The sequence below is a fragment of the Pseudomonas sp. NPDC086251 genome (assembly GCF_044746405.1).
Classification (GTDB): domain Bacteria; phylum Pseudomonadota; class Gammaproteobacteria; order Pseudomonadales; family Pseudomonadaceae; genus Aquipseudomonas.
On record NZ_JBIVBY010000039.1, the window covers coordinates 14,706 to 38,117 of the forward strand.

The 23,412-nt window shown below is 58.7% G+C and carries 22 protein-coding genes, 1 other RNA gene and 1 pseudogene; 6 read left to right on the plus strand and 18 right to left on the minus strand.

The window, feature by feature from the left end:
• Positions 1-47: 47 nt before the first annotated feature.
• Positions 48-1,967 (minus strand): methyl-accepting chemotaxis protein, encoded by a 1,920-nt coding sequence (locus ACIPL2_RS30425; protein ID WP_401363154.1) that lies wholly within the window; start codon positions 1,965-1,967, stop codon positions 48-50.
• Positions 1,968-2,227: 260 nt separating this feature from the next.
• On the opposite strand from ACIPL2_RS30425, the gene ACIPL2_RS30430 reads away from it, so the two are divergent.
• Positions 2,228-2,899, plus strand: a complete 672-nt coding sequence (locus ACIPL2_RS30430) for a histidine phosphatase family protein (protein WP_401363157.1) — start codon at positions 2,228-2,230, stop codon at positions 2,897-2,899.
• A gap of 26 nt (positions 2,900-2,925) precedes the next feature.
• On the plus strand, positions 2,926-3,759 hold the full coding sequence (locus ACIPL2_RS30435) for a phosphatase PAP2 family protein (RefSeq protein WP_401363160.1): 834 nt from the start codon (positions 2,926-2,928) through the stop codon (positions 3,757-3,759).
• Between the two features lie 197 nt (positions 3,760-3,956).
• Here ACIPL2_RS30435 and rimJ read toward each other — a convergent pair whose 3' ends face one another.
• The 15 genes and pseudogenes from rimJ to ACIPL2_RS30510 form a co-directional block, all read right to left on the minus strand.
• Positions 3,957-4,550: a ribosomal protein S5-alanine N-acetyltransferase gene (gene rimJ / locus ACIPL2_RS30440; protein WP_401363162.1), complete on the minus strand. Its 594-nt coding sequence runs from the start codon at positions 4,548-4,550 to the stop codon at positions 3,957-3,959.
• A gap of 54 nt (positions 4,551-4,604) precedes the next feature.
• Positions 4,605-5,627, minus strand: coding sequence for a sensor histidine kinase (locus ACIPL2_RS30445; RefSeq protein WP_401363165.1), 1,023 nt, complete (start codon positions 5,625-5,627; stop codon positions 4,605-4,607).
• Between the two features lie 357 nt (positions 5,628-5,984).
• The gene (locus ACIPL2_RS30450) at positions 5,985-7,391 is read right to left on the minus strand and encodes a DUF2252 domain-containing protein (RefSeq protein ID WP_401363168.1); all 1,407 of its coding nucleotides are present in this window, start codon (positions 7,389-7,391) and stop codon (positions 5,985-5,987) included.
• A gap of 128 nt (positions 7,392-7,519) precedes the next feature.
• The gene (locus ACIPL2_RS30455) at positions 7,520-7,912 is read right to left on the minus strand and encodes a hypothetical protein (protein WP_401363171.1); all 393 of its coding nucleotides are present in this window, start codon (positions 7,910-7,912) and stop codon (positions 7,520-7,522) included.
• Complete coding sequence (locus tag ACIPL2_RS30460) at positions 7,909-8,601, minus strand: DUF433 domain-containing protein (protein WP_401363174.1); 693 nt, start codon at positions 8,599-8,601, stop codon at positions 7,909-7,911. The genes ACIPL2_RS30455 and ACIPL2_RS30460 overlap by 4 nt, the downstream gene beginning before the upstream one ends.
• 185 nt (positions 8,602-8,786) lie before the next feature.
• A complete protein-coding gene (locus ACIPL2_RS30465) occupies positions 8,787-9,149 on the minus strand; it encodes a DUF6124 family protein (RefSeq protein WP_401363177.1) in 363 nt (120 codons plus the stop codon).
• Positions 9,150-9,310: 161 nt separating this feature from the next.
• Positions 9,311-9,767, minus strand: a pseudogene (locus ACIPL2_RS30470) (cysteine hydrolase family protein).
• Between the two features lie 152 nt (positions 9,768-9,919).
• Positions 9,920-10,317: a transfer-messenger RNA gene (ssrA, locus tag ACIPL2_RS30475) on the minus strand.
• 113 nt (positions 10,318-10,430) lie between these two features.
• The gene (locus ACIPL2_RS30480) at positions 10,431-10,685 is read right to left on the minus strand and encodes a hypothetical protein (protein WP_401363180.1); all 255 of its coding nucleotides are present in this window, start codon (positions 10,683-10,685) and stop codon (positions 10,431-10,433) included.
• A gap of 265 nt (positions 10,686-10,950) precedes the next feature.
• A complete protein-coding gene (locus ACIPL2_RS30485) occupies positions 10,951-11,226 on the minus strand; it encodes a hypothetical protein (protein WP_401363183.1) in 276 nt (91 codons plus the stop codon).
• 124 nt (positions 11,227-11,350) lie between these two features.
• On the minus strand, positions 11,351-14,164 hold the full coding sequence (locus ACIPL2_RS30490; RefSeq protein WP_401363185.1) for an FAD-binding and (Fe-S)-binding domain-containing protein: 2,814 nt from the start codon (positions 14,162-14,164) through the stop codon (positions 11,351-11,353).
• Positions 14,161-14,832, minus strand: coding sequence for a lactate utilization protein C (locus tag ACIPL2_RS30495; protein ID WP_401363188.1), 672 nt, complete (start codon positions 14,830-14,832; stop codon positions 14,161-14,163). The genes ACIPL2_RS30490 and ACIPL2_RS30495 overlap by 4 nt, the downstream gene beginning before the upstream one ends.
• The gene (locus ACIPL2_RS30500) at positions 14,832-16,286 is read right to left on the minus strand and encodes a LutB/LldF family L-lactate oxidation iron-sulfur protein (RefSeq protein WP_401363191.1); all 1,455 of its coding nucleotides are present in this window, start codon (positions 16,284-16,286) and stop codon (positions 14,832-14,834) included. The genes ACIPL2_RS30495 and ACIPL2_RS30500 overlap by 1 nt, the downstream gene beginning before the upstream one ends.
• Positions 16,283-17,107: a (Fe-S)-binding protein gene (locus tag ACIPL2_RS30505; RefSeq protein ID WP_401363193.1), complete on the minus strand. Its 825-nt coding sequence runs from the start codon at positions 17,105-17,107 to the stop codon at positions 16,283-16,285. The genes ACIPL2_RS30500 and ACIPL2_RS30505 overlap by 4 nt, the downstream gene beginning before the upstream one ends.
• Before the next feature lie 151 nt (positions 17,108-17,258).
• Positions 17,259-18,953: a lactate permease LctP family transporter gene (locus ACIPL2_RS30510; protein WP_401363196.1), complete on the minus strand. Its 1,695-nt coding sequence runs from the start codon at positions 18,951-18,953 to the stop codon at positions 17,259-17,261.
• 262 nt (positions 18,954-19,215) lie between these two features.
• Between ACIPL2_RS30510 and ACIPL2_RS30515 the strand changes: the two genes are divergently transcribed.
• A complete protein-coding gene (locus tag ACIPL2_RS30515; RefSeq protein WP_401363199.1) occupies positions 19,216-19,983 on the plus strand; it encodes an FCD domain-containing protein in 768 nt (255 codons plus the stop codon).
• Positions 19,984-20,089: 106 nt separating this feature from the next.
• Here the strand turns inward: ACIPL2_RS30515 and smpB are convergent, their stop codons facing one another.
• Entirely contained in the window at positions 20,090-20,572 is a 483-nt protein-coding gene (smpB, locus tag ACIPL2_RS30520) for an SsrA-binding protein SmpB (RefSeq protein WP_008149046.1), read from the minus strand.
• Positions 20,573-20,690: 118 nt separating this feature from the next.
• On the opposite strand from smpB, the gene ACIPL2_RS30525 reads away from it, so the two are divergent.
• Genes ACIPL2_RS30525 through ACIPL2_RS30535 form a run of 3 tightly spaced genes read left to right on the plus strand, consistent with a single transcriptional unit; the run spans position 20,691 to position 22,843 of the window.
• Positions 20,691-22,094 carry a sodium-dependent transporter gene (locus ACIPL2_RS30525; RefSeq protein WP_401363203.1) on the plus strand — a complete coding sequence of 468 codons (1,404 nt, stop codon included), beginning with the start codon at positions 20,691-20,693 and terminating at the stop codon, positions 22,092-22,094.
• A 7-nt stretch (positions 22,095-22,101) separates the two neighbouring features.
• Positions 22,102-22,536, plus strand: coding sequence for a type II toxin-antitoxin system RatA family toxin (locus ACIPL2_RS30530; RefSeq protein WP_401363205.1), 435 nt, complete (start codon positions 22,102-22,104; stop codon positions 22,534-22,536).
• On the plus strand, positions 22,529-22,843 hold the full coding sequence (locus tag ACIPL2_RS30535) for an RnfH family protein (protein WP_401363208.1): 315 nt from the start codon (positions 22,529-22,531) through the stop codon (positions 22,841-22,843). The genes ACIPL2_RS30530 and ACIPL2_RS30535 overlap by 8 nt, the downstream gene beginning before the upstream one ends.
• 61 nt (positions 22,844-22,904) lie before the next feature.
• Here the strand turns inward: ACIPL2_RS30535 and ACIPL2_RS30540 are convergent.
• Positions 22,905-23,412: outer membrane protein assembly factor BamE (locus ACIPL2_RS30540; RefSeq protein ID WP_401363211.1), on the minus strand; the 508-nt coding region annotated here is incomplete at its 5' end.

The following is a 23,412-nucleotide window of genomic DNA, read 5'->3' on the forward strand; positions in this document are numbered from 1 at the left end:
GCGAGGCTTGCCCGCGAATGGATCGTTCATTCACCGCAAAGTGAACGTCAAACCCGGAAGTGGCTGACCATCATCTGCAACTGATTACCCAACCGTGCGAGTTCCACACTGGACGCAGCGGTTTCGTCGCTGGCGGCGGCGGTCTGTTCAGAGACGTCGCGCACGTTGATGATGCTGCGGCTGATCTCTTCGGCCACGGCGCTTTGCTGCTCGGCGGCGGCCGCGATCTGCTGGTTCATCGACTGGATGTTGGACACCGTGCGGGTGATGTTTTCCAGTGAGACACCGGCCTTGCGGGTCAGCGCGACGCTGCTGTCGGTGAGGGTTCGGCTGTTGTTCATCACCGCCGACACTTGTTGCGTGCCGTTCTGCAGGCCGGCCACCAGGCCTTCGATTTCTTCGGTGGATTTCTGCGTGCGCTGGGCCAGGCCACGGACTTCATCGGCCACCACGGCAAAACCGCGACCGGCTTCACCGGCACGGGCTGCTTCGATCGCCGCGTTGAGCGCCAGCAGGTTGGTCTGTTCCGCCACGGCTTTGATCACGTCCATGACGCTGCCGATCTTGTCGCTTTCCTGCTGCAGCACACTCATGGCTTCGGTGGATCGCGCCACTTCGCTGGCCAGGCGTTCGATCTGGGCGATGGCTTCGTTGACCACTTTGTCGCCTTCGCGAGCTTCGCCATCAGCGGCGGCTGCGGCCAAGGAGGCCTGTTCGGCGTTGCGTGCGACTTCCTGCACGGTGGCCGTCATCTCGTGCATGGCGGTGGCCACCTGATCGGTTTCGATCTTCTGGCTGTTGACCCCGGCACTGGTTTGCTCGGTCACGGCGGACAGCTCTTCGGCAGCGCTGGCAATCTGGGTCACGCCGTCGCGGATGCTGCTGATCAAGTCGCGCAGGGTCACGCCCATGCGCGCGATGCCTTGCTGCAACACACCGAGTTCGTCGCGGCGCGTGACCTTGACGTCATGGGACAGGTCGCCGCTGGCGATGCGCTCCACCACGGCCAGGGTATCGCGCAACGGGCCGGTGATCTGGCGGGTGATGATCACGGCCGCAATGATGCCCACCAACAATGCCAGCAAGGTGCTGATCAGTTGCAGGGTACGGGCCTGGGCGCTTTCGGCGTCGCGGCGGTCGATCTGGATCTGATACAGCTGATCGCTCAGGGACACGATGGCAGCGCCCTGGTCGGTCATTTCTTTGCGCGCCTGCACGGCGTCGTTGCTGGCGGCTTTGTAAGCCTGCAAGGCGTTGCGGTAGTTGCCCAGTGCGGTTTCCAGCTGACGCAAGGCGTCTTTCTGGGTGTCGGCGAAATGCACGTTGAGGGGTTTCAGGCTGGCAATGGCCGCGTCCAGTTGGCCGACGGCTTTTTGTTCGGTCTCGGCGTTGGTAGTGGCGGTGTAGCCGCGCACTTCGTAGCGGGCCAGCAAGAACGCTTCCTTGGCGGCGGTGATGGCCTGGAATTGTTCGAAGCGCTGATCGCTCAGCGGCATTTGCTGCACGCGGGTGTTGATGGCATTGATCAGCGTGTTGGCGGTCTCGGCGTTGGCGCCCATGACGTCGCGCGCGCTGTTACCGGTGCGGTAGGCGCTGCGCATTTTGTTCAGCGACGTCTTGTAGGCATCGATGACGGTGCCTTGTTCTCTGAGCAGCTTGAGGTTGTCCGGGCTCTTGAATTTCGCCAGCAAGGCTTGTTGCTGGGCGGAGAACGCGTCGAGGGTGGTCTGTACGTTCTGTGCGGCCGTCTCGTCGCCGTTGGTCAGCATGTATTGCAGGCGAACCACCCGCAGCTTGGTCAGGCCGGCATTGAGCTGGGTGATGTCGCTCATCCAGTTGCTGCGGTCAATCAAGCTGCCCAGGCTCGTCCAGCCAGTGAGGGCGAGGACGCAGGTCAGTGCCAGGACCAGGCCAAACCCCAGGCCCAGTTTAAGGTTCACGCTGATATTGCCGAACCAGCTATTCATCGAAATTCCTCCAGGAACGTTGTGTTTCTTGATCGTCGGTTGGCTGGAAGATTGTTGTTTTTAGGTGCCAGCAAGGTGTGTAGCAGGACTGTATCGGCCGTCTTTGCGAGAGCTGAAAGGTTTTTGTGGGCGGACCTGTAACAAGGTTTTTGCACGGGTTTTAAGCTTTTTTTCACAAGCGTTTCACTACCTGCCCACGCCCACCTCTCTACCCTCGAGGCATCGAATGACAGTGATGCATGCCGGCGAGGCGGCCTGATGTGGAATTGAGACTGAGTCTGTTCGGGATAAAACGCTCGATTGATCTGAGCCGGGTTGTCCGTTTTCGCAATACCGTGGTGGTCCTGGCTTCGGCGCTGTTGGTCATTCCGCTGACGGTCTGGCTGTTGAATCCTGCCCAGGTTCCGGACCTGGCCCATGGCAATGTGGCCGGTGCACACGCGTTGGCGACCGGTTGGGCCAAGGGCGACATGATCGTGCTGGTGCGCCACGTCGAACGCTGCGATCACTCCAAGGCTGCCTGCCTGAATGGCGACGATGGCATTACCGATCGCTCGCGTAGTGTCGCGGTGGAGGTTGGCGCGCAGTTCGAACAACTGGGGCTGAGCAAGGCCGATATCTACAACAGCCCGGTGATGCGCACCGCGCAGACGGCCAGCTACATGTTCAACAAGATCGGCGTCGGCGAAGACTGGTTGATCAATTGCAAGGGCACCATGCTGCGCGACGCGCTGGCGCACAAGGTAGCCGGGCGCAACCTGATTCTGGTGACCCACAGCGAATGCATGTCGCAACTGGAAAAAGACCTCAAGCTGCCGACCTCGACTCTGGGTTATGGTGCCTCGCTGTTTATCTCCACCGAAACGCCGCAGGTACCGCGCATGCTTGGTTTCATCGAAGCGTCGGACTGGCGCTCGGTGACCGGCCAATGACTTCACACTCTGGATCAGGACACACGATGCTGACTGCTTCCCGCTACCGCTTTTACTGGGTGAATTTTGGTATTCCGCTGGCCTGCGCGGTCGTGGTTTTCTTGCTGTTCGACCTGACCAAAATCGACATCGCCTTCAACGATCTGTTTTTTGACCCGGTCACGCAGACGTTCCCGCTGGACCATGTGCATCTGTTCGAAAAGATCACCCATAAATGGGCGCGGATCATCCCGAACTGGACCGGCGAGATCGCGATCATCGGCGCGCTGCTGTCGTTTCTCTGGCCACGTTTGAAGGCTGAAAAGCACTCGAAGATCATCGCATTCCTGGAAAAAATCAAAGTCGCGCCGGTGCTGCGGTTCGCCAGCAAACACCGCCGGGATTTCCTTTATGTGGTGTTCGCGTTTTCCATCAGCACCGGCGTCATCCATTACCTCAAGGGCCACACCAGTGTGTATTGCCCGATCGAAACGACCCAGTACGGGGGCAAGATCGAGCACAAGGAGTGGTACGAGAATTTCGACCTGCTGAAAGTCGCGGGTGAGGGTCGCTGCTGGCCGGGCGGGCATGCCTCGGGCGGCTTTACCATGCTGGCGTTGTATTTCGTGGCGCGTCGCTATCGCTGGCGTTATTCCAAGGCGCTGATGTACGGCTCGCTGGGCCTTGGATTCGTCTACGGGACAACGCGGGTTGTGCAAGGTTGGCACTACATGTCCCACACCTTCTGGGCCGGGATCTTTGTGTGGCTGGCGTGTTTGCTCACGGCGTTGGCGTTTTATGGGCGGGCGCGGCTGGAGTTGCCGGTGTTGCAGAAGGCTGATGAACCGGTGTTGGTGGTTCAGTCTCAGCCGGTCAATTGAGGCAGGTTTTGAAGGGCGAAACCCGTAATCCGAATAGGAATTGCGGGTTTTTTATTGCTTGGGAAATCGCCATCGCGAGCAGGCTCGCTCCCACATTGGATCTCCAGTGATCGCAGATTTGTGTGCGACAAGATGAAGTGTGGGAGCGAGCCTGCTCGCGATGAACGATAACGCGGTCAACCCGACTGAACGCGGACTCAACCTTGGTAAAGCGGCCGAGACCAGCGCTGCTCCAGCGTTTCAAAACGATCATTGATCAGCGCCGTCAGCACATGATCCTGCCAGCGCCCGGCAATGCTCAAGTACGCCTTGGCATACCCCTCGCGCTCGAAGCCCAGTCGTTCAAGCAATCGCGCACTGCGATCATTCCCGGGAATGTAATGGGCCATGATCCGGTGCAGGTTCTGCTGCTCGAACATGTAGCGAATTCCCGTCTCCAGAGCCTCTTGCATCAAACCCTGTCCCTGATGGGACTCGTCAATGTGATAGCCGAGATAACAGGCCTGAAACGCCCCGCGGACGATACCGCTGAAGTTACAGACGCCGATCATCTGGCCGCTGTCCGGATCCAGCAGCGCAAAGTGCACCGCCAGGCCCGCTTCAAACGCACTGGCTTGCACGGCAAGGCGTGGGCGGATTTGTTCGGGGCTGAAGTAATCGGCGGGTCGCACTGGGGACCACCGGGCGAGGTGCCGCTGGTTACGCCGGTAGAAGTCACTTTCAAGCGCAGCCTGTTCGGGGCTGAGGACGGCCAGCGTCAGGCGTTTGCAGCGCAGGGTCAGCAGCGGCATGGGCGCTCCGGGATACAAGGTTGAACGCAAGCGTTGCTCAGGCAGCGGAAAAACTCAAACAGCCAGTGGCAAGGTCACGATAAAGGTACTGCCTTCGCCGTCACCGTCGCTCGTACCGATGACCGTGCCGCCATGGGCTTCGACCAGCTCACGAACCACCGTCAGGCCAATGCCGAGGCCGGCGCCGTTGAAGCCGACCGCGTGTGCATCCTGCACAAACGGCTCGAAAATAAACGGCAACGCCTTGGCGGAAATACCAATACCGCTGTCGCCAATGCTCATCTCCAGCAAGTCGCCTTCGGTGGTGACGGATAACTTGACCGTGCCGCCGGCCGGTGTGTACTTGGCCGCATTGCCCAGCAGGTTGCCGAGGATCTGCGTAAGCCGCACCGGATCGCCATTCACCGCCAGTGCGCACTCGGGCAACTCGGCGCTGAAACTCAGCTGCTGGGCGGCCATCAACGGGCTGCACACGACGATGGCCTCCTGAATGATCTGCACCATGTCGACGATGCGGCAATCCAGGCGCAGTTTGCCGGTGCTGGCGCGCGAGACATCCAGCAAGTCATCCACCAGCCGCGACATGTGCTGCACCTGGCTTTCGATCAGCGCCTGAATGCGCGGCAGCTCTTCACTTGGCACCCGCACCAGGCGGCCGGCCAGCAGGTTGATGGGCGTCAGCGGATTGCGCAGTTCGTGGGCGACCAAGGTGAGGATGTTGCGTTGTTGCGCCAGGCTGTGTTCGGCCGAGGCTTGCAGGTGTTGCGCGCTGAGGACCGCCAGCACCAATTGTTCGTTGGTTTCGCGCATTTCCAGGTAGCGCTGTTGTTCTTCGGCTGAGCGCTGGGGTTTTTCCGCGTCCGACTGCGCCAATAGAACCGCCAGGACCAACTGCTGATTGGCTTCGATCAGTTGCTCGATCTGCTGACCGTCCGCGAGCTGGGTCTTGGCTTCGCTGATTTCCTTGTTCAGCGCCGCCAGTACGGCGCGCGCCTCGACGGTTTTCTGACCGAGCAGGAACAATTCACGAGCGGCAGTAGCCATCGCTTGCTCGTTCTTGCAAATGGCCTCGTTCATGATCGTTTGCTTATCCTTGGTTTTTGCTCAAATGCTGGTGGAAGCAATCGCCGGGACGATGCTTGTAATGTCGGCGTCGGGGGGGCCAACACGGTGCGCCAGAGAAGCCACAGGCTCGCTTAGCGGGGGCATGGCCAACTGATATCTAATTGGGCAGGGGCGATGGTACACCCTACGGGGTGGTGGGAGTGATTTGCGTGAGGTGAGACAAAGCGCGGGCAAAAAAAAGCCCGCGGGAGGGCGGGCAAACCGTAGTTTCTTGAATGAGCGAGCGCAATGTACCGATGTCTGAAGCGTTGCGGGGTGAAGAAAAGTTCATGTAGATGAACGACCACCGCGCCCGGCACCTCAAGGCGCCTACGGTAAGTGGTCTGCTGCAAAGTCAGCCTCCGAACGGGCCCGCAAGCGACCCTTGCGGCAGGCCTGCTGGAATCGCTCGAAGTCCTGTTCATTCTGCTTCGAATAACCTTGCGCGTACTTGAACAGTGCATCGGCCAGCGCATCGCTCTTGCCAATGTAGCCGCTGATCTGCGCGGCGTGCCCGGACGATTTGGCATGCGCACGGGCGAGGGCGCGGCCACAGATCCGCCCGTAGGCGGCGAAGGCCTCCGCGTCGAAGGATTCGAGCTCGGCCGAGACTTTCATGTCGCGCAACTGGCGCACATAGAAGTGCCGACCGCTGGGGCCGGTTGTCCAGCCGAGGAACAGGTCGCTTGCCGATTGCATCAATCGCTGGCCATCGACCACGCGCTGGCCATTATGCCGAACTCGGGATTTGGTCTTTACGTAATCAGCGAGCACCGAACGTCGCGCTTCCTTGAATTGCAGGAATAAAGGGAAATCCTGATCGTCGGTCAGTAGCGCCACCAGGCACCGAGTGCCGACGCTGCCCACACCCACCACTTTGAATGCCATGTCTTGAACGTGAAAGCGAGACAACAACTCACGGCGGTCGGCTTGCAGCGTGCCTGGGTAGTCGCGCATGAACGCGTCGTAGAGCGGCCGCCAGTCCGAGAGGCGCAGCCAGTCATCATCGGCATCCAGCAGTGTGGTGTTTTTGTGCAGATGGAAAATTTCCGGCAGGTCGTCGCGAATGATCAGGCGGTGCTCCGCGTCACGTTCACTGATTTTCGGCAGCAGTTCGGCATGAGTGCGACGTTCGGCTTTTTCGATCGCGCGTTCCACGTGTTCCAGATTGGTTTTGCTCGCCTGCTGCCGCAGATCGTTGTAAGTGATGGATTCGTACCAGGTCTCCAGTGAGCTTTGTTCGGCGCACTCGAGCATCGTCTGTTGATAGGCGCCGACCACGTGACGACACACCGTTTCTTCAACCGACTCACCATGACGCAAGTCGCGTACGGCAATCAGACAACTTGCCACCAGCCGTTTCAAATCCCACTCCCAGGGGCCGGGATGTGCTTCGTCGAAATCGTTGACGCTGAACAACAGATTGCGCTCGGGCGTGGCGAACCCACCGAAGTTCATCAGGTGACTGTCACCGCAGATCGGCGAAACCAGCCCCATGTTCGTCGTGCCCGCCAGGTCATGGGCTTGCAGCAACGCATTGCCGCGATAAAAGGTGAAGGGCGACACCAGCATGCGCCCGTAGCGCAGCTCGACCAACGACCTGATCCGACCCTCGCTGGAGGCCTTGATCAGCGGCAGCGGGTCGCGAACTATTTTTCCCGTGGACGCCTGCGAACTGCGGGAGCAGTGCTTGCGGGCGTCCTTGCCTTGCTTCAAGCGGTCTTTGAGGGTAGTCATGGGGGCTCGGTTGGGGGGGGTTGGAGGGTGTGTGCGAAGTGAGTGTAGAAGGCGCTCGGGATGACGTCTTTATCGCTGAAATGAAAAAGCCCGGTAGAGCCCGGGCTTTAGATTTTTATCTGATCAAACTATCCGTGGGCGGGAAATTTCCACGGAACGCGAAAGGCGGCTCCGCCTCGGATCAGCTCGGCTTGACTCATGATTGCGGGCCACCACCGCACCAAGTTATGGGCTTTGTTCCAAAAGGATTCGTTCCCCCAATGCTTGGCCAAACAGAAAATGGGCAGTCCGCATTCGCGGAAAGCTCGCTTTTCGATATCACCCTTGGTGAACCGGTCTTGAGAAATGACCGCCCAGCCGCCTTCATCACTCAGTACTGAAATCCACTCAACATCCGCAGTATCGTGCGGGAATTTTTCTTTCAAGGGTTGTACCGAATGCCCTTCGGCTTGAGCTTTAGTCAGCTGATTCAACGCACGGGCCAAGGCGGGTGGCAGGTTGTTGTCCAGTAGAAACTTCAAGCCGCTAATCTCTGCTCAAAACGTATGGCAGCCTCAACTGAGGCTGTGGGGATCTCATAGAGCAGCGCTACACGCTTGGCGTTTTTACCTTCAGCTTGATAGGCGCTGAAAATGGCTGCCGTATCGATTCCGACGGTGGTGAGAATAGGCTTCCCGAAGTTTCTGGAAGGATCCAGGACAATGGCTTTGCTGCGTTTCACTGGATACCAGCGTTGAGCGCCATTCGATTCCGCGTAGTCGATGCCTTCATACAAAGAAGGCTTGATGACCTGTTCAAACGCATATTGCCGTTTGATCAGATCCAGAAGAGCCTCATCCCCCGTTTCATTCATAACAGTCGCAAAGATGTTTCGGCCATCGGTTTGAAAGCGCTTGCAGGTAAAGGGGTACGCTTGATTAAACATTTCTTTTGCTTGCTGCGAGGCGCTACGGATCGCTTGAAGGCTGACCCCGTGCTGTCGAAAGGCATGGACGAATCGAATTTCCAGGAGATCATGAAAGCCAAGGACGCACTCTTCCAGTCCTGCAAGTTCCGAATTCCAAAGCCCTGGATGTTGAACGCCATGAGTCGTGTAGCCGAAAAGCCACCGGCGGATATCGGTGGTTGGAATTCCGGTATACAGCGAAGCCTCTGCTGGGGTGTAAAGGCCGATACCGACAAGGCGGCTGGACGATCTGAAGTTTTGCATAGTTAGCCTCCTTGTCAGTAGGTATCCGATGGGTTGGGATTCTGGTCGTAAGGGTGAACTCAAGCAACTCATCCGGGACGAACAGCCGTTTTGTTTGCACTGAGCAACTTTGAAGCTTGCGTCGCACAATGTTCGTCAGGTGCCCTTTTGTTGTGATTGTCCATTGGCGCAACGAGCGCGATCACTCAGTGTCCGGTCGGTTTACCCCTGGATCCGGGCGAACCGATGTTTTCCAGCGCTTGATTGACCAACATCTCTGCCAAAACGGCCAACCGATGCATCGCCACAGCCACGTTGCGATGCCGACCTTCGAGCTTGGCGGTCAGATCGGTAGACATGACCTTCAGCATGGCCAGGTTTTGGCTGGCGTTAGTGAGCAGGGTGGGCGCGTCGACGTCCGGGTTAACGGTGAAAATATTGCGCGTTGGATCCGACTGTCTCGGGTGGCGCAGGCGAGCACTGACGTGAGGTTGGATGGTGGTCGGATCGTGGGCGTCCGATCCTGAAGGATGTGGTTTTTTGATTAAGTACAGGCGAGGTTTTTTCATGGAAGAACTCCGGAAGGCTGTGGATCCCTACGCTTTACGGCCTGTCAAAACCGTTCGCCGGGTTGCAACACGAATGGAGGTTATCTGCTCAAGCTGCTGCTCGATAGTTCATGGACATCGACACAACTTGAGGGAAACGTCCTAGGACGTGTAGGCGGCGCTCACAACTCAGTCGATTTCAAGGTGTGCTTGAAATGATGCTCCCAAAGCTTCACCCCCAAACTTCCTGTCCAGCGATGACCCCACCGTCAAATCCGTCAGCAACGTCGGCTGCAACCCCGCATCGAACAGCGAAAAACCAGCCGCCAGGCAGCACGTCTCCGTTTGAAGACCACACACCAAAACGCGATCGACCTTCAGGCTTTTCAGGTACTCGATGGTTTCAGGTGAAGGCGCGTAGCCGTGCTTGATGAAAATGCGATCGGCCGGGATCAGGCTGTCGTCGTCCGGTGCCGGGTGCCAGCCTAGTTGTTCCTGAAACGGGGTTATGGATTCGTCGTGGCGTTCGACGGTGGCGACGCTGGGCAGGGTGCCGATGAGTTTCCGGATACCGTCGATGAGCCATTGCGGTGGGGTGAAGCTGGGTTGCACGTCGATGATGAGGAGGGCTTGGCGCATGGGCTTCTCCGGGCGGGCAGAGTGACTTGAGGGGATCTGGCTGGCCTCTTCGCGGGCAAGCCCGCTCCCACAGGGGTAGCGGTGGGCGATGGATTGTCATACCCCAGATGCAACAAAACCCGCACTTGGCGGGTTTTGCTTTGCTTCGTATTTGGTGGAGCCGGGGGGATTTGAACCCCCGTCCGCCAGTACTCCGCTGTCGGTACTACATGCGTAGCCGTTTCTATTAAGTTAACCCTCAGCGACCCGAAGGGCAGGGTGCTTTGGGCGAGTTGTGTAAGTTTTAGCCGCTTCGTCCACAACGTACTGCACGGCGATTCTGTTCTATATGACAATCACTTCGGGTTTACAGACATCCCCTAGTGATTGCTGGGCCCGAAGGCACCAGAAGCTCAGGGTCTAAGGCTGCTTACGCAGCGATAGCGAATTCCTGGCCGTAGTTATCGTCATTGGCAACTATAAGTAGTTGCAACAGTGGATTTACGAGTTCTGTTACCAACTCGGCATGCACCTAAAGTTTCGCAACCGGCGTCGAATCCTAAACGGCCCCGAACTCATTGCTCGTGAATCAAAGTGAGCAACAAGCCTGTGCAGTGTACGACAACGCGGCCCAGAAGGCCAACCTGAAGGTTGACCTCGAGCGATTATGGGTTGGGTTGTTGTTCAGTGTGTCATCGACAACGCCTGGGTGGCCTCGGTGGCGCATTTTTTGTCGTCCCCGGCGGCTTTTGATGCTTCGGCGCTGGCCAGCAGTCTTTTGATCTCCATCGTGGTGTTGTCGGAGGTCGCCGGCATTGCAGTCACTTTGGCTTTGAGCTCTTGCAGTTTGCTCGTACAAAGGTCGTTGTCCGCAGCAAATACGGGAGAGGCCAACATTGCAGCAGACATGAACAAACCCGCGAGTGCGGTACGTTTCATGGATAACTCCTTGTGCTGATGGTCTCGGTGCTGCCGTATGATCGGGCGGCTCGGCCGAGGTCGAAAAACAAGCCACGATTGATCGGGCCTACTTAAAAGACCACGCCGAGGCGCAGGAATTCGGTTTTCAGAGAAGGGCTATGAAAAAACTATGTGATAGGCGCAATGGCACTAAGAAGGGAATCCTGAGCGGCCACCAGGCCTGTTGCTCTGTGGAATCGTAGCGAGCAACAAGCCTGCGCGCTGTGCGCGATCGTAGCTGGAACTATTGTTTGCCGCCGTCACTTGTCTTCTGAATGGACTGAATAGTTTGGGTGGTCTCGGCGATGCAATCATCAGTCCCTTTCTTGGTGCCTTTTGCTTGATCGGCTTTGGCTTTCTCGACGCTGTCCATTACCTGTTCAGTCATCTCTGGAGGGATCTGTGCCTTGGCATTTTCGATAGTTTTCAAGTTGACCGCACAGAGGTCTTCGGCGGCAAACGAGGTGGACGCCATCAGCGAGGCAGTAACGAACAGACCTAACAGTACAGAACGTTTCATGTGTATCTCCTTGAACTGAGGGTCCAGGCATGGCTGGCCATCAGGACGGGCTGCCGAGTTTGGGTTAAGCCCGGTTTATCCGGGCTTAATGAGTGGACTACGGCAGCGCATCAGGGTTCTATTTTTATTGCATAACCCTTGCCTGCGTTACCCGATCCACCAAATAGACTAGTCCGTGATAATCAATTCCGCCGTGCTGCGTCAGGCCGATCTCACAGGTGCGGCTGGTGGAAATCCCTTCGCTGCACTGCTGCACTGCGTCCTTGAGCGAACGCAGCGAGTGCGCGTTCAGCTCCGGCGTGGTGAAGCCCTTGTCACCGGCAAATCCGCAGCAATGGATGCCTTCAGGGATGACCACTTTTTTACTGCACTTGCGCGCCAGGTCGATCAACGCCTGGCTCTCGCCAAGGTGTTGAGTGCTACAGGTCACGTGCACCGCAATCGGTGCTTCCTGCGGCGTGAAGTCGAGTCGATCCATCAAATGCGTGCGGATGAAACGCACCGGGTCATATACGTCCAGTCGAACATCGCCCAGGTCCTGGACCAGCCGCAACGTGCACGGGCTGGTGTCGCAATAGATCGGGTCGAGCCCGCCACGACTGGCGTGCAGCAACGCGCCAATCAGTTCCTGGCGCTTGTGTTCGGCCTGTTCGGCGTAGCCCTTGGAGGCGAATGGCTGGCCACAGCAGAGGCTGTCCTGATTGTCGGGGAAGACCACCTGGTAACCGGCCTTTTCCAGCAGCCCACGGGTTTTGTCGTACAACGACATTTGCTCTTTATCACCGGCCGCAGGGCCCATCACCCGCGAGACGCATGCCGCCAGGTACACCACCCGAGGGCGTGCGTCCGACACGGTCGGGCTGAAGCGAATGGCTTTTTCCGGCTGCGGCATGGCGTTGGTCCATTGCGGGACCTGACCTTTGGACAACTTCGTCAGCGTCGCCGAAAGCTTCGCCAGCCGTGGCGCGCCCAACAGCATCCGTGCACCGTTGGCCACGTGCAGAGTGAAGCGCGCGCCTTGCAGCGCAGTGGCGAAATTGCCTTCCAGCCAGTTGGCGGTTTTCGTATGAGTCGCCTTACGGCTGCGAAGTTTTTTCACCAGCTCGCCGGTATTAATGCCTACAGGGCAGCGTTGGGCGCAGAGACCGGTGGCCGCGCAAGTGTCGATGCCCTGGTATTCGTAAGCGGCTTCCAGTTCAGAGGTGTCGACGCCCGCGCGTTTCTTCGCCTGGATATCACGCCAGATCACGATGCGCTGGCGCGGGCTCAGGGTCAGGCCTTTCGACGGGCAAACCGGTTCGCAGAAACCGCACTCAATGCACTTATCCACAATCTCGTCGGCAGCCGGCAGTGGTTTCAAGTGCTTGAGGTGGATCTGCGGATCCTCGCTGAGCACCACGTCCGGATTGAGAATGCCGTTGGGATCGAGCAGGCGTTTGAGTTGCCACATCAACTGGTAGGCATCGCTGCCCCATTCCAGCTCGACGAAGGGCGCCATGTTGCGCCCGGTGCCGTGTTCGGCTTTCAACGAGCCACCGAATTCCACCGCAACCAGCTGCGCCACGTCGTCCATGAACGCCTGATAGCGTGCGACTTCTTCCGGGTTGTTGAAGCCTTGGGTGAAGACGAAGTGCAGATTGCCTTCCAGGGCGTGTCCGAAAAGGATCGCTTCGTCGTAGTGATGTTTGTCGAACAGCTCGATCAGGCGGTTCACGCCGATCGCCAGTTGTTCCACCGGGAAGGTCACGTCTTCGATGATCACGGTGGTGCCGGTTTTGCGCACGGCGCCAACGGCGGGAAAGGTGTCCTTGCGGATTGCCCAGAGCCGGGCGTTTTCTACCGGGTCTTCGGTGAAGTCGACTTGTTTCTCCACGGGGAACGAGGTCAACGACGCCATGATCTGCGCCAGTTGTTCGTGGAGCAAAGTGGACGATGCGGCGCGGGATTCAATCAGCAGCGCGCAAGCATTGTTCGACAAGTGTTGTACGAAAGCCGGCATGCCGGGTTTGTCCTGCACCGAGCGCAGGCTGCGACGGTCCAGCAACTCCACGGCGGAGACCGGTTGGCTTTTCAGTACGGTGACCGCGTTACAGCAGGTTTCCACATCAGGGAACACGATCAGTACCGACGCCTTGTTCGGGTGGTCGATTACTGTGTCGTAGGTCACCGCGCTGATGAAGCCAAGCGTGCCTTCGGAACCCACCAGCAAGTGGCTCAAGATATCCACAGGCTCGTCGAAATCCACCAGCGCATTGAGCGACAGACCGGTGGTATTTTTCAGACGGTATTTGTGGCGGATTCTCGCGGCCAGTTCGGCATTGGCGCGGGTCTCGCGACCCAGCGTCGCCAGACGATCCAGCAGTTCGGAATGACTCTCACGAAACGCCGCAACACTGGCAGCATCTTCGGTATCGACGCGACTGCCATCGGCCAGCACCAGACGAATACCCGCCAGTGTGTGATAGGTATTTTGCGCCGTGCCGCAGCACATGCCGCTGGCATTGTTGGCGACGATGCCGCCGATTTTGCAGGCGTTGATCGAGGCCGGGTCCGGACCGATCTTGCGTCCGAACGGTGCCAGCCACGCGTTGGCTTGCGCGCCGATGACCCCCGGTTGCAGACGGATTTGCATGCCTTGGCCGCGAATCTCGCGACCGTTCCAGTTATCCCCAAGCACGATCAGCACTGAATCACTGATGGCCTGACCGGAGAGGCTGGTGCCGGCGGCGCGGAAGGTCACCGGGACGCGATCCCGTTGCGCCAGTTTGAGCAGCGCCACCACTTCATCTTCCGACTCCACGCGGATGACCAGCTTCGGAATCAGCCGATAGAAACTGGCGTCGGTACCGAAGGCCAATGTCGACAGCGGGTCGTCGAAACGTCGCGCTTGCGGGATCAGTTGCTGTGCATCTCGCAGGAATGCCGTTGGTAGAGTCATTGGTCCTCCAGGATCAAAACCACCAGGTCTTTCGGACCGTGGGCGCCGTACGCCAGGACTTGCTCGATGTCGGCGGTTTTCGACGGGCCAGACACCAGCAAGGCGTTGGTCGGCATGCCTTGGGCCCACTCGAATTCCTGCTGCACCTGATAGAAGTTGTCGCGAATCTCACTGGCCTTGAGCAGGGCGAAATGCACCGGTGGCACCAGGCTCATCAGGCGCGGTTCTTCCCGCGTCGGCCAGAGAATCAGACTGCCCGTGGCAGCAATAGCACCGAGCGTCGTGGTCAGGCTGGCCGGGGTGTCGTTGAATAATTCGGCTTTCCATTCTTCAACCGGACGGTCGTAGGTTTTAAGCGTAGGCAGCCCAGGATTTTTCGCCCAGTGCTGAGTGACACGCTGACCATGAGGCGTCGTCGGTGCGATCAGCAGGCTCGGCAACTGACGATCGTGCAGCAGCTGCGCCAGCAACTCGGGCCAACCTTCGCCGAACGCCAGATGGATTTCGGTGTGCACCGCTTCCATCAGTTTGCGCAATTGCGGGATGCGTTGCTCGGGCGCGTAGGTGTAAGGCTGGGTCACCAGTTCAACGTCGAACTCGTCAGGCACCGGGGTCGTGCCGGTCAGGCTACTGCGCAATTTACCGAGGATATTTTGCTTGGCGCTCATCAACGATCTCCCTGTTTGGCCAGATGCTCGCGGGCCATGTCATGCAGTGAGCGGGCAGCGGGTTTCGGTGCGCTGTGGTTTTGCGTCCACGGGCCGACATTACTCGGTGCGAGGGCGCGCAGGCGCGTGGCGAAGAATCCGAACAGACGATACAGCGTCGGCGAGCTGTTGAGTTTGGCCCAGGCGTTCCAGATAAAACGTTCCTTGCGCGAATACTTACTGCCCTGACCGCGCATGACTTGATGCGCACTGTCCGGCGCTTTGACGTTCTCTTCCCGTAGGCGGCGCAGCAGTGCGGGGATAGGAATTTTTACCGGGCAGACTTCACCGCAAGCACCGCACAGCGACGACGCGCTCGGATGGTCCGGGACTTTCGCCAGGCCGACCATGTGCGGGGTGATGATTTTTCCGATAGGCCCGGGGTAAACCTCCCCATAGGCGTGGCCGCCGATTCGAGTGTAGACCGGGCAGTGATTCATACAGGCGCCGCAGCGGATGCAGTTCAGGGTCTGGCGCAATTCGCTGTCGGCGAAGGCCTGGCTGCGACCGTTGTCGAGCAGTACCAGGTGCACTTCCTGCGGGCCGTCGAGTTCATGCTCTTTGCGCGGGCCGGAGATCATGTTGACGTAGGTGGTGATGGGCTGGCCGAGGGCCGAGCGGGTCAGCAGCGACAGCAGCGGCACCACGTCGCGCAGGTTTTCCACGACTTTTTCGATGCCGGTGACGGCGATGTGCACCGGTGGCACGGTGGTCGTCATGCGTCCGTTGCCTTCGTTTTCCACCAACAGCAAGGTGCCGGTTTCGGCCACGGCGAAGTTGACGCCGGAGACGCCGATGTCCGCTTCGAAGAATTTCTGCCGCAAGACTTTGCGGCCGATCTGAATGAGTTGGTCAACGTCCTTGGTGTATTCCACGCCAAGTTTGTCGTGGAACAAGGACGCGACCTGACCGGCATTCTTGTGGATTGCCGGCATAATAATGTGTGAAGGCTTCTCGTGGTCGAGCTGGACGATGTACTCGCCCATGTCCGATTCCAGGCATTCAATGCCTTGATCAGCGAGGAAGTGGTTCATCTCCATCTCTTCGCTGACCATCGATTTGCCCTTGATCACTTGCCGCCCCTCGTGAGCGCGGATGATCGAGAGGACGATGCCATTGGCCTCGTCCACCGTTTCCGCCCAGTGCACTGTCACACCGTTGCGGGTCAGGTTCTGTTCAAGCTGCTCGAGCAGGTCGGGCAACTTGGATAACGCACGGGCGCGGACAGCATTGCCCAGCGCTCGCAAATGTTCTCTTTCATGGGCATCGCTGAAGGACGCTGCCCGTTTTGTCATCAGTGAATCCATCGCAGTGCGAAAGTTGTTTCGCAGTTGCTTGTCATCCAAAGCCTTGTGAGCCCGGGTGCGAAAATCTTCTTCCACGGCAACCGTAGGAATGATCGCGGAAGCGTTCATTGAACACCTCCGGTGCGCTGCCAGAGGAAACTGGCCAGGTGTTGGCCGCGTAGCGTTTCCTGCTGTTTCTCCAGCGAGCCGTTGATGTTCATCAGGCAACCGCAATCGGCACTGAGTACCGTGTGAGCGCCGGATTCCTTCAACGAGCGGGTCTTGTCAGCCACCATCGCGCCGGAAATGTCTGGCATACGGACGCTGAATGTCCCACCAAAGCCACAGCATTCACTTTCGTGGCTGTGGTCGACCCGTTCCACGTTGCTCAATTGCGACAATAACTCGCGACCGTGCAGGTGGGTGTTCATCTCGCGGCGTGCCGAGCACGACGTATGCAGCGCCACTTTGACGGGCTCGCCGCTGTCCTTGAGCTGCACCTTGCAGACGAACAACAGGAACTCGGCCAATTCATACGTCCGGGCGGCCAGCGCCTGGACTTGCTTCAGCGTCTGCGGCTCGTCCTTGAACAAGTCGGCGTAATGTTCGCGCAACATCCCGGCACACGATCCCGACGGCACCACCACCGGATAATCCCCGGCGAATAGCGCCAACTGCGAGCGCGCCACGGTCCGGGCCTGCTCGGTATAACCCGAGGTGTAGGCCGGTTGCCCACAGCAGCTTTGCCCTTGCGGGTACTCGACACGGATGCCTTCGCGCTCCAGCAGGTGGATCGCGTCCATCCCGGCCTCCGGGTAGAACAGATCGATCACGCAGGTGCCGAACAGGTAAACCCGTGACGGTTTTTCGCTGGGGTATTGCCGAGGCTCGGGCAGTGGCGGGGCGACGCGGGTCGCGTTCGGCACAGCGTTGTAAAAAAGCTCGCTCATCAGGCGTGTCTCCGGGTGGTCCCGGTTATCCGTCCGCTGAGGCTGCTGAATATAGAGAGGGAAGCTTTCAGCAGCCTTACAGACCGGGTTGTGAATAGCTGACGCCGGAATCGTGGTCCGGCGTCGGTTTTTTCGATGCCGCTTGTAGGCTTTAGTGCACCAGCATGCCGGTGAGCCAGTAGGCCTGGATGTAGGTGATCAAGCCGACGATCGTTGCAAAGAACAGGCTGTGCTTGAGGGTGAAGCGGAACAGATCCGATTCCTTGCCCACCAGGCCGGTCGCGGCGCAAGCCACGGCGATCGATTGTGGCGAGATCATCTTGCCGGTCACGCCGCCACTGGTATTCGCCGCTACCAACAGCACATCGCTGACACCGATCTGGTGCGCGGTGGTCGCTTGCAACGAACTGAACAGCGCGTTGGACGAGGTATCGGAACCGGTCAGGAACACGCCCAGCCAGCCAAGGAACGGCGAGAAGAACGGGAAGGCTGCACCGGTACCGGCCAAGACCAGGGCCATGGTCGAGGACATGCCCGAGTAGTTGGTGACGAACGCGAAAGCCAACACCATGCCGATGGACAGAATCGGCCAGCGCAGCTCGTAGAAGGTTTCTCGCAAAGTGGTCAGACCAGTTCTGATATTGATCTTCAGCACCAGCATCGAGATCAGCGCGGAGAAGAAAATCGCCGTGCCGGTCGCGGAAATCGGGTCGAGTTTGAACACCGCTGGAATGGCGGTCGGTGCGGTGACGATCGGTGCGACCTTGATCACCATCTGATCCAGGTGCGGAATCGCGAAGTTGAACACCCAGCTGTACATCGAACCGCCAGCGGCGAACATCGCCTTGAACGGTTTCAGGGTCCAGATGGTGACCAGCACGGTGAGGATCAGGAACGGCGACCAGGCCTTGAAAATTTCACCGAGGCTGTAAGGCGAAGCCACGGTTGTGCGCGGCTGACCGAAACCGCCGGCGCTGGCGGTTACTACCGACGCCGAGACGGCGCCAACGATGTGCTGGCCGGCGGCGCGTTTCGGCTGCCAGACCTTCAGGAACAGCGTCAGGGAAATCAGGCTGGCCAGGGCCGAGGTGATGTCCGGCAGTTCCGGGCCAATGAAGTTCGAAGTGAAGTACTGGGTGACGGCAAAGCTCAAGCCGGCAACCAGTGCGGCAGGCCAGGTCTCCCGAACGCCGCGCAGGCCGTCCATCATGAACACCAGCCAGAACGGCACGAACAGCGACAGCAGCGGCAGTTGGCGGCCGGTCATGGCGCCGATCTTGAACGCGTCGATTCCGGTCACTTGGCCGGCGACAATGATCGGAATGCCCAAGGCACCGAAAGCCACTGGCGCGGTGTTGGCGATCAGGCACAGGCCGGCGGCGTACAGCGGGTTGAAGCCCAGTCCTACCAGCAATGCGGCGGTAATCGCTACCGGCGCACCGAAACCGGCGGCACCTTCCAGGAATGCACCGAAGCAGAAGCCGATCAGCAGAACCTGCAAACGCTGATCGTCGGTGATCGACAGCACAGAGCTGCGGATCACTTCGAACTGACCACTCTTGACCGTCAGTTTGTAGAGGAAAACCGCTGCCACGATGATCCAGGCAATCGGCCACAAGCCGTAGGCGAAACCGTACCCGGCGGCGGCGAATGCCATGTCGACCGGCATCTGGAACGCGAAGATTGCCACGGCAATCGACAAGGCCAGCGTAATGCTGCCGGCCACGTGCCCTTTGAGCCGGAACACGGCCAACGCGAGGAAGAAGAACACGATGGGGATAACGGCGGCGAGCGCAGAAACGCCGAGGCTGCCGAGCGGGGTATAGAGCTGTTGCCAGGTTTGCATATGGGGTGGCCCCTAATTGTTGTTGGTCAGGCACTGGTCAGCGTTCTTGGATAATTGGTAATACCAATTTACAATCGCTGTTGGCTAGGGTAAAAGCGTTGTAGGCGGTGTGTCAATTTGCCGCCCTTAAACTTTTGTCGAATAAGCGCTGTGATGTGCGTGTGATCCGCTCGATCAAGTGCCGTCTGGTAGGTGCTGGCACAGCGCCGATAGGCCAGAATAGAGAGCCCGGCGAGCCGTCGGGATCGTGGAGAATTGAGTTATGGGGTTTGATCAAATTCGTCAGCGCCGTTTGTCTGACGATATTGTCGAGCGGCTTGAGGGGATGATCCTCGAGGGCACTTTGAAGTCTGGCGAGCGTTTGCCGGCCGAGCGTGCGTTGGCCGAGCAGTTCGGCGTGTCACGCCCTTCGTTGCGCGAGGCGATCCAGAAGCTGGCGGCCAAGGGGTTGCTGGTCAGTCGCCAGGGCGGTGGCAATTATGTGGTGGAGTCGCTGGGTTCGACCTTTAGCGATCCGCTGCTGCATCTGCTGGAAAGCAATCCTGAGGCTCAGCGCGATCTGCTGGAATTTCGCCACACGCTCGAAGCGTCGTGCGCTTACTACGCGGCGTTGCGTGCCACTGATGTTGACCGCGAGCGGCTGACGGCGGCGTTCGATGAATTGCAGGACTGCTATTCGCGTCACGATGAAGTGAGTCGGGCCGAAGAAGGCGCGGCCGACGCGAAATTCCACTTGGCGATCGCCGAAGCCAGTCATAACGCTGTGTTGCTGCACACGATTCGCGGGTTGTTCGACCTGCTCAAGCGCAACGTCGTGACCAACATTGGCGGGATGTACAAACAGCGCACCGAAACCCGCGACATGCTGATCACGCAGCACCGGGAGCTGTACCTGGCGATTATCGAGGGAAGAGCGGAGCAGGCGCGGGAAGTCTCCAGTCGCCACATTTTGTATGTGCAGGAAGTGCTGGAAGAAGTGCGTCAGGAAGTGCAGCGCATGGCCCGGGCGGAGCGGCGCAAGGGGATGTAGTCAGGTGGGGTTGCGGTGAAACATTCGCGGGCAAGCCTCGCTCCTACAGGGGCGCGTGGACTGTAGGAGCGAGGCTTGCCCGCGAAAGCGATCTCAAGGTGGAAGATTAATCTTCCTTGCCCTTGTTGCGCACCGCACGTTGCAACTCGCGACCGGCATCGCGTTCGCGCTCGGTATCGCGCTTGTCGTATTCCTTCTTGCCCTTGCCCAGAGCGATCTCGCACTTGACCATGTGCTTGCTCCAGTACCAGGACAGGCATACGCAGGCGTAACCTTTTTGCTGCACGGCAGTCGCCAGCTTTTCCAGCTCGCGCCGGTTGAGCAGCAATTTTCGAGTGCGGGTCGGATCTGCGATGACGTGCGTGCTGGCGGTCATCAGCGGCGTAATGTGGCTGCCGAGCAACCAGGCTTCGCCATCCTTGAGCAGTACGTAACTGTCAACCAGTTGCAGCTTGCTTGCCCGCAGACTTTTTACTTCCCAGCCGGCCAGGACCAGACCAGCCTCGAACTTATGCTCGATGAAGTAATCGTGTCGCGCCTTTTTATTCTGCGCGATGGTCCCTGTTGGGTGTTTCTTCTGTTTAGCCATAGGGGCGGCATTATAGGGAGTTGCACGCGAGTCGGCTACGGTCTCGCTACGTGCTTGAGCAGGTTGATTGAATCCCGGACAATGCGCCCTCTTTTTTCAACGCTTGGGCGTGATAACGATGTCGACGGACAAGGTTTCAGTCCACGGTAGTTGGGCTAGCCGCTGGGTCTTCATACTCGCCGCGACCGGTTCGGCCGTGGGGCTGGGTAGCATCTGGAAATTCCCGTACATGGTCGGCGTTTATGGCGGCGGCGCCTTTGTGCTGATGTTCCTGGTGTGTATCGCGCTGATCGGTGTGCCGGTGATGTTGGCTGAAACCCTGATCGGCCGTCGGGCCCGGCAAAGCCCGGCCAACGCCTTGAAGGTGCTGGCGCTGGAGGCGGGGCATTCGGGCAAGTGGTCCTGGGGCGCATTCGCCGGGATGATCACGGCGTTGCTGATCCTGTCTTTCTATAGTGTGGTGGGCGGCTGGTCGCTGGATTACATCATCGACATGGGCCGCGGTGACTTCCAGGGTATGCCGGCTGACCAGATTAACGCGTACTTTGGTAATGTGATCGCCGATCCATGGCGCCAGATACTGTGGCACACGATTTTTATGCTGCTGTCTGCCATCGTGATCGCCAAGGGGGTCGTTGCCGGCCTTGAACGCAGCTTGCGGATCATGATGCCGCTGCTGTTTGTGATGATCCTGGTGTTGCTGGGCTACAGCATGACCACCGGCCATTTCATGGAAGGCGTGCATTTCATGTTCGACTTTCGCCCGGAAAAGGTCCTCGAGGGTTTGCTGCCGGCCATGGGGCACGCGTTTTTTTCCCTGAGCGTGGGTGTCGGTTCGATCATGATCTACGGCGCTTACATGCCGAAGCACTCGTCAATATCCAGCACTGTTGTCGGTGTAGCGCTGCTCGATACGTTTGTTTCGTTGGTGGCCGGACTGGCATTGTTTCCGATTGTGTTCGCTGCTGGCCTGGACCCGAGCGAAGGCCCTGGCCTGATGTTTGTCACCCTGCCATTTGCTTTTGGTAGCGTGGCGTTCGGCCAACTGATGGGCGTGGTGTTCTTTATATTGGTGGCGATTGCGGCCTGGAGTTCGGCGATTTCCTTGCTCGAGCCGATGGTGGCTTATCTGGTTGAGCGGACAAAAGTCAGTCGTGCCTGGGTTACTTTCTGGCTGGCATTCTCATGCTGGTTTATCGGCCTGGGTACGGTGTTTTCTTTCAATATCTGGAAGGAAGCCAAGTTTTTCGTGAACGAAGGCGGAGTGTTCCATCTCTATCAATGGGGCGCATCCGGTGGCCTGCATTTCTTTGGTTTGGTGGACTTCTTCACCTCGCGGATTATGTTGCCGCTCGGTGGTTTTTGTTTCGTGGTGTTTGCTGGCTGGGTGATGGGCCGTGAAACGGTTCGCGACGAGTTGTCGATCCGCAGCCCGCTGTTATTCGCCCTGTCCCTGTTTTTGATGCGCTATGTGGCGCCCATTGGCATTCTCGTAGTGTTTGCCACCCAGCTGTGGAAGTGACGCTGACATGACGACACACATTCAACGATCTGCCTTGCTGCCGTATCCGGCACAAGCGCTGTATGACCTGGTCAACGACGTGGCACGCTATCCGGAATTCCTGCCGTGGTGCTCTTCGGCTGAAGTCCTGGAAAGTTCTGCCGAGCACATGCGCGCCAGCGTTGGCGTGGCGAAGGGCGGGCTCAGCCAGCATTTCGTCACGCGCAACACCCTGGTTCCCGGGCAATCGATCGAGATGAATCTCGAGGAAGGTCCGTTCACTCAGCTGCATGGCATCTGGGTGTTCAAGGCATTGACCGACAAGGCCTGCAAAATCAGCCTGGACCTGTCGTTCGATTACGCCGGGCCGATTATTCGCGCAACCTTGGGGCCGTTGTTTAATCAGGCGGCCAATACGCTGGTGGATGCGTTCTGCCAGCGCGCCAAACAGATACATGGTTGAGGCCGTGATCGAGGTCGAGGTGGTGTACGCCGCTGTTGATCGTCAGGAGCTCCTGTCCGTGACGGTGCCGGAAGGGGCGACCGTGCGCACGGCGTTGCTGAAGTCAGGTATCGACCAGGCATTTCCGGAGTTGGATCTGGTCAACTGTCCCGTCGGGATCTTCGGCAAGGTCATCGTCGATCCGGACAGTCGTCTGGTGCAGGCAGGGGATCGTATCGAGATTTACCGGCCGTTGCTGGTTGATCCGAAAGAGGTTCGCCGGCAACGCGCCGCCAAGGCTGCCGAGGCCAAAGCGCGGAATCAGTGACTGGTTGAAACACCAGGCAATAAAAAACCCGGGCATGCCGGGTTTTTTATTGCGTCGCAAATTATTGCGGTGAGGTTTCCAGCGGTTCTGGACTCGGGACCGGAACGGTTTCTACGCCGTCGACGTCCTTCTGGATCTGGTCCAGCAATGAACCTGGCTTGACCGGTTTTTCCGGTTTCGGCTTCTCGGCGTTTTCGGTAGGTTCGGTCACTGTTGTGCCGCTGTCCTTGCCGAGAATGGCTTCATCACGGCTCACGCCGGGCATGAAGTCACCAGAGAGGCTGACAAGCTGGTCATTTGGGTTGAAGATAACGCTAATGCGTTCCTGTTGGCGTTCACCGCCACCGGGTTGCAGGCTGTACAGATAATCCCAGCGATCGGCATGGAACGTGTCAGTCAACAGAGGGTTGCCCATGATAAACCTTACTTGCTTACGGGTCATTCCCGGGCGTAACTGGTCTATCATGTCCTGCGTGACGACATTGCCCTGCTGGATGTCGATTTTGTAAACCCCGGGGAATGAACAACCGGCGAGTGCGAGCAGTCCCACAAAGGTGAAACTGGTTAGC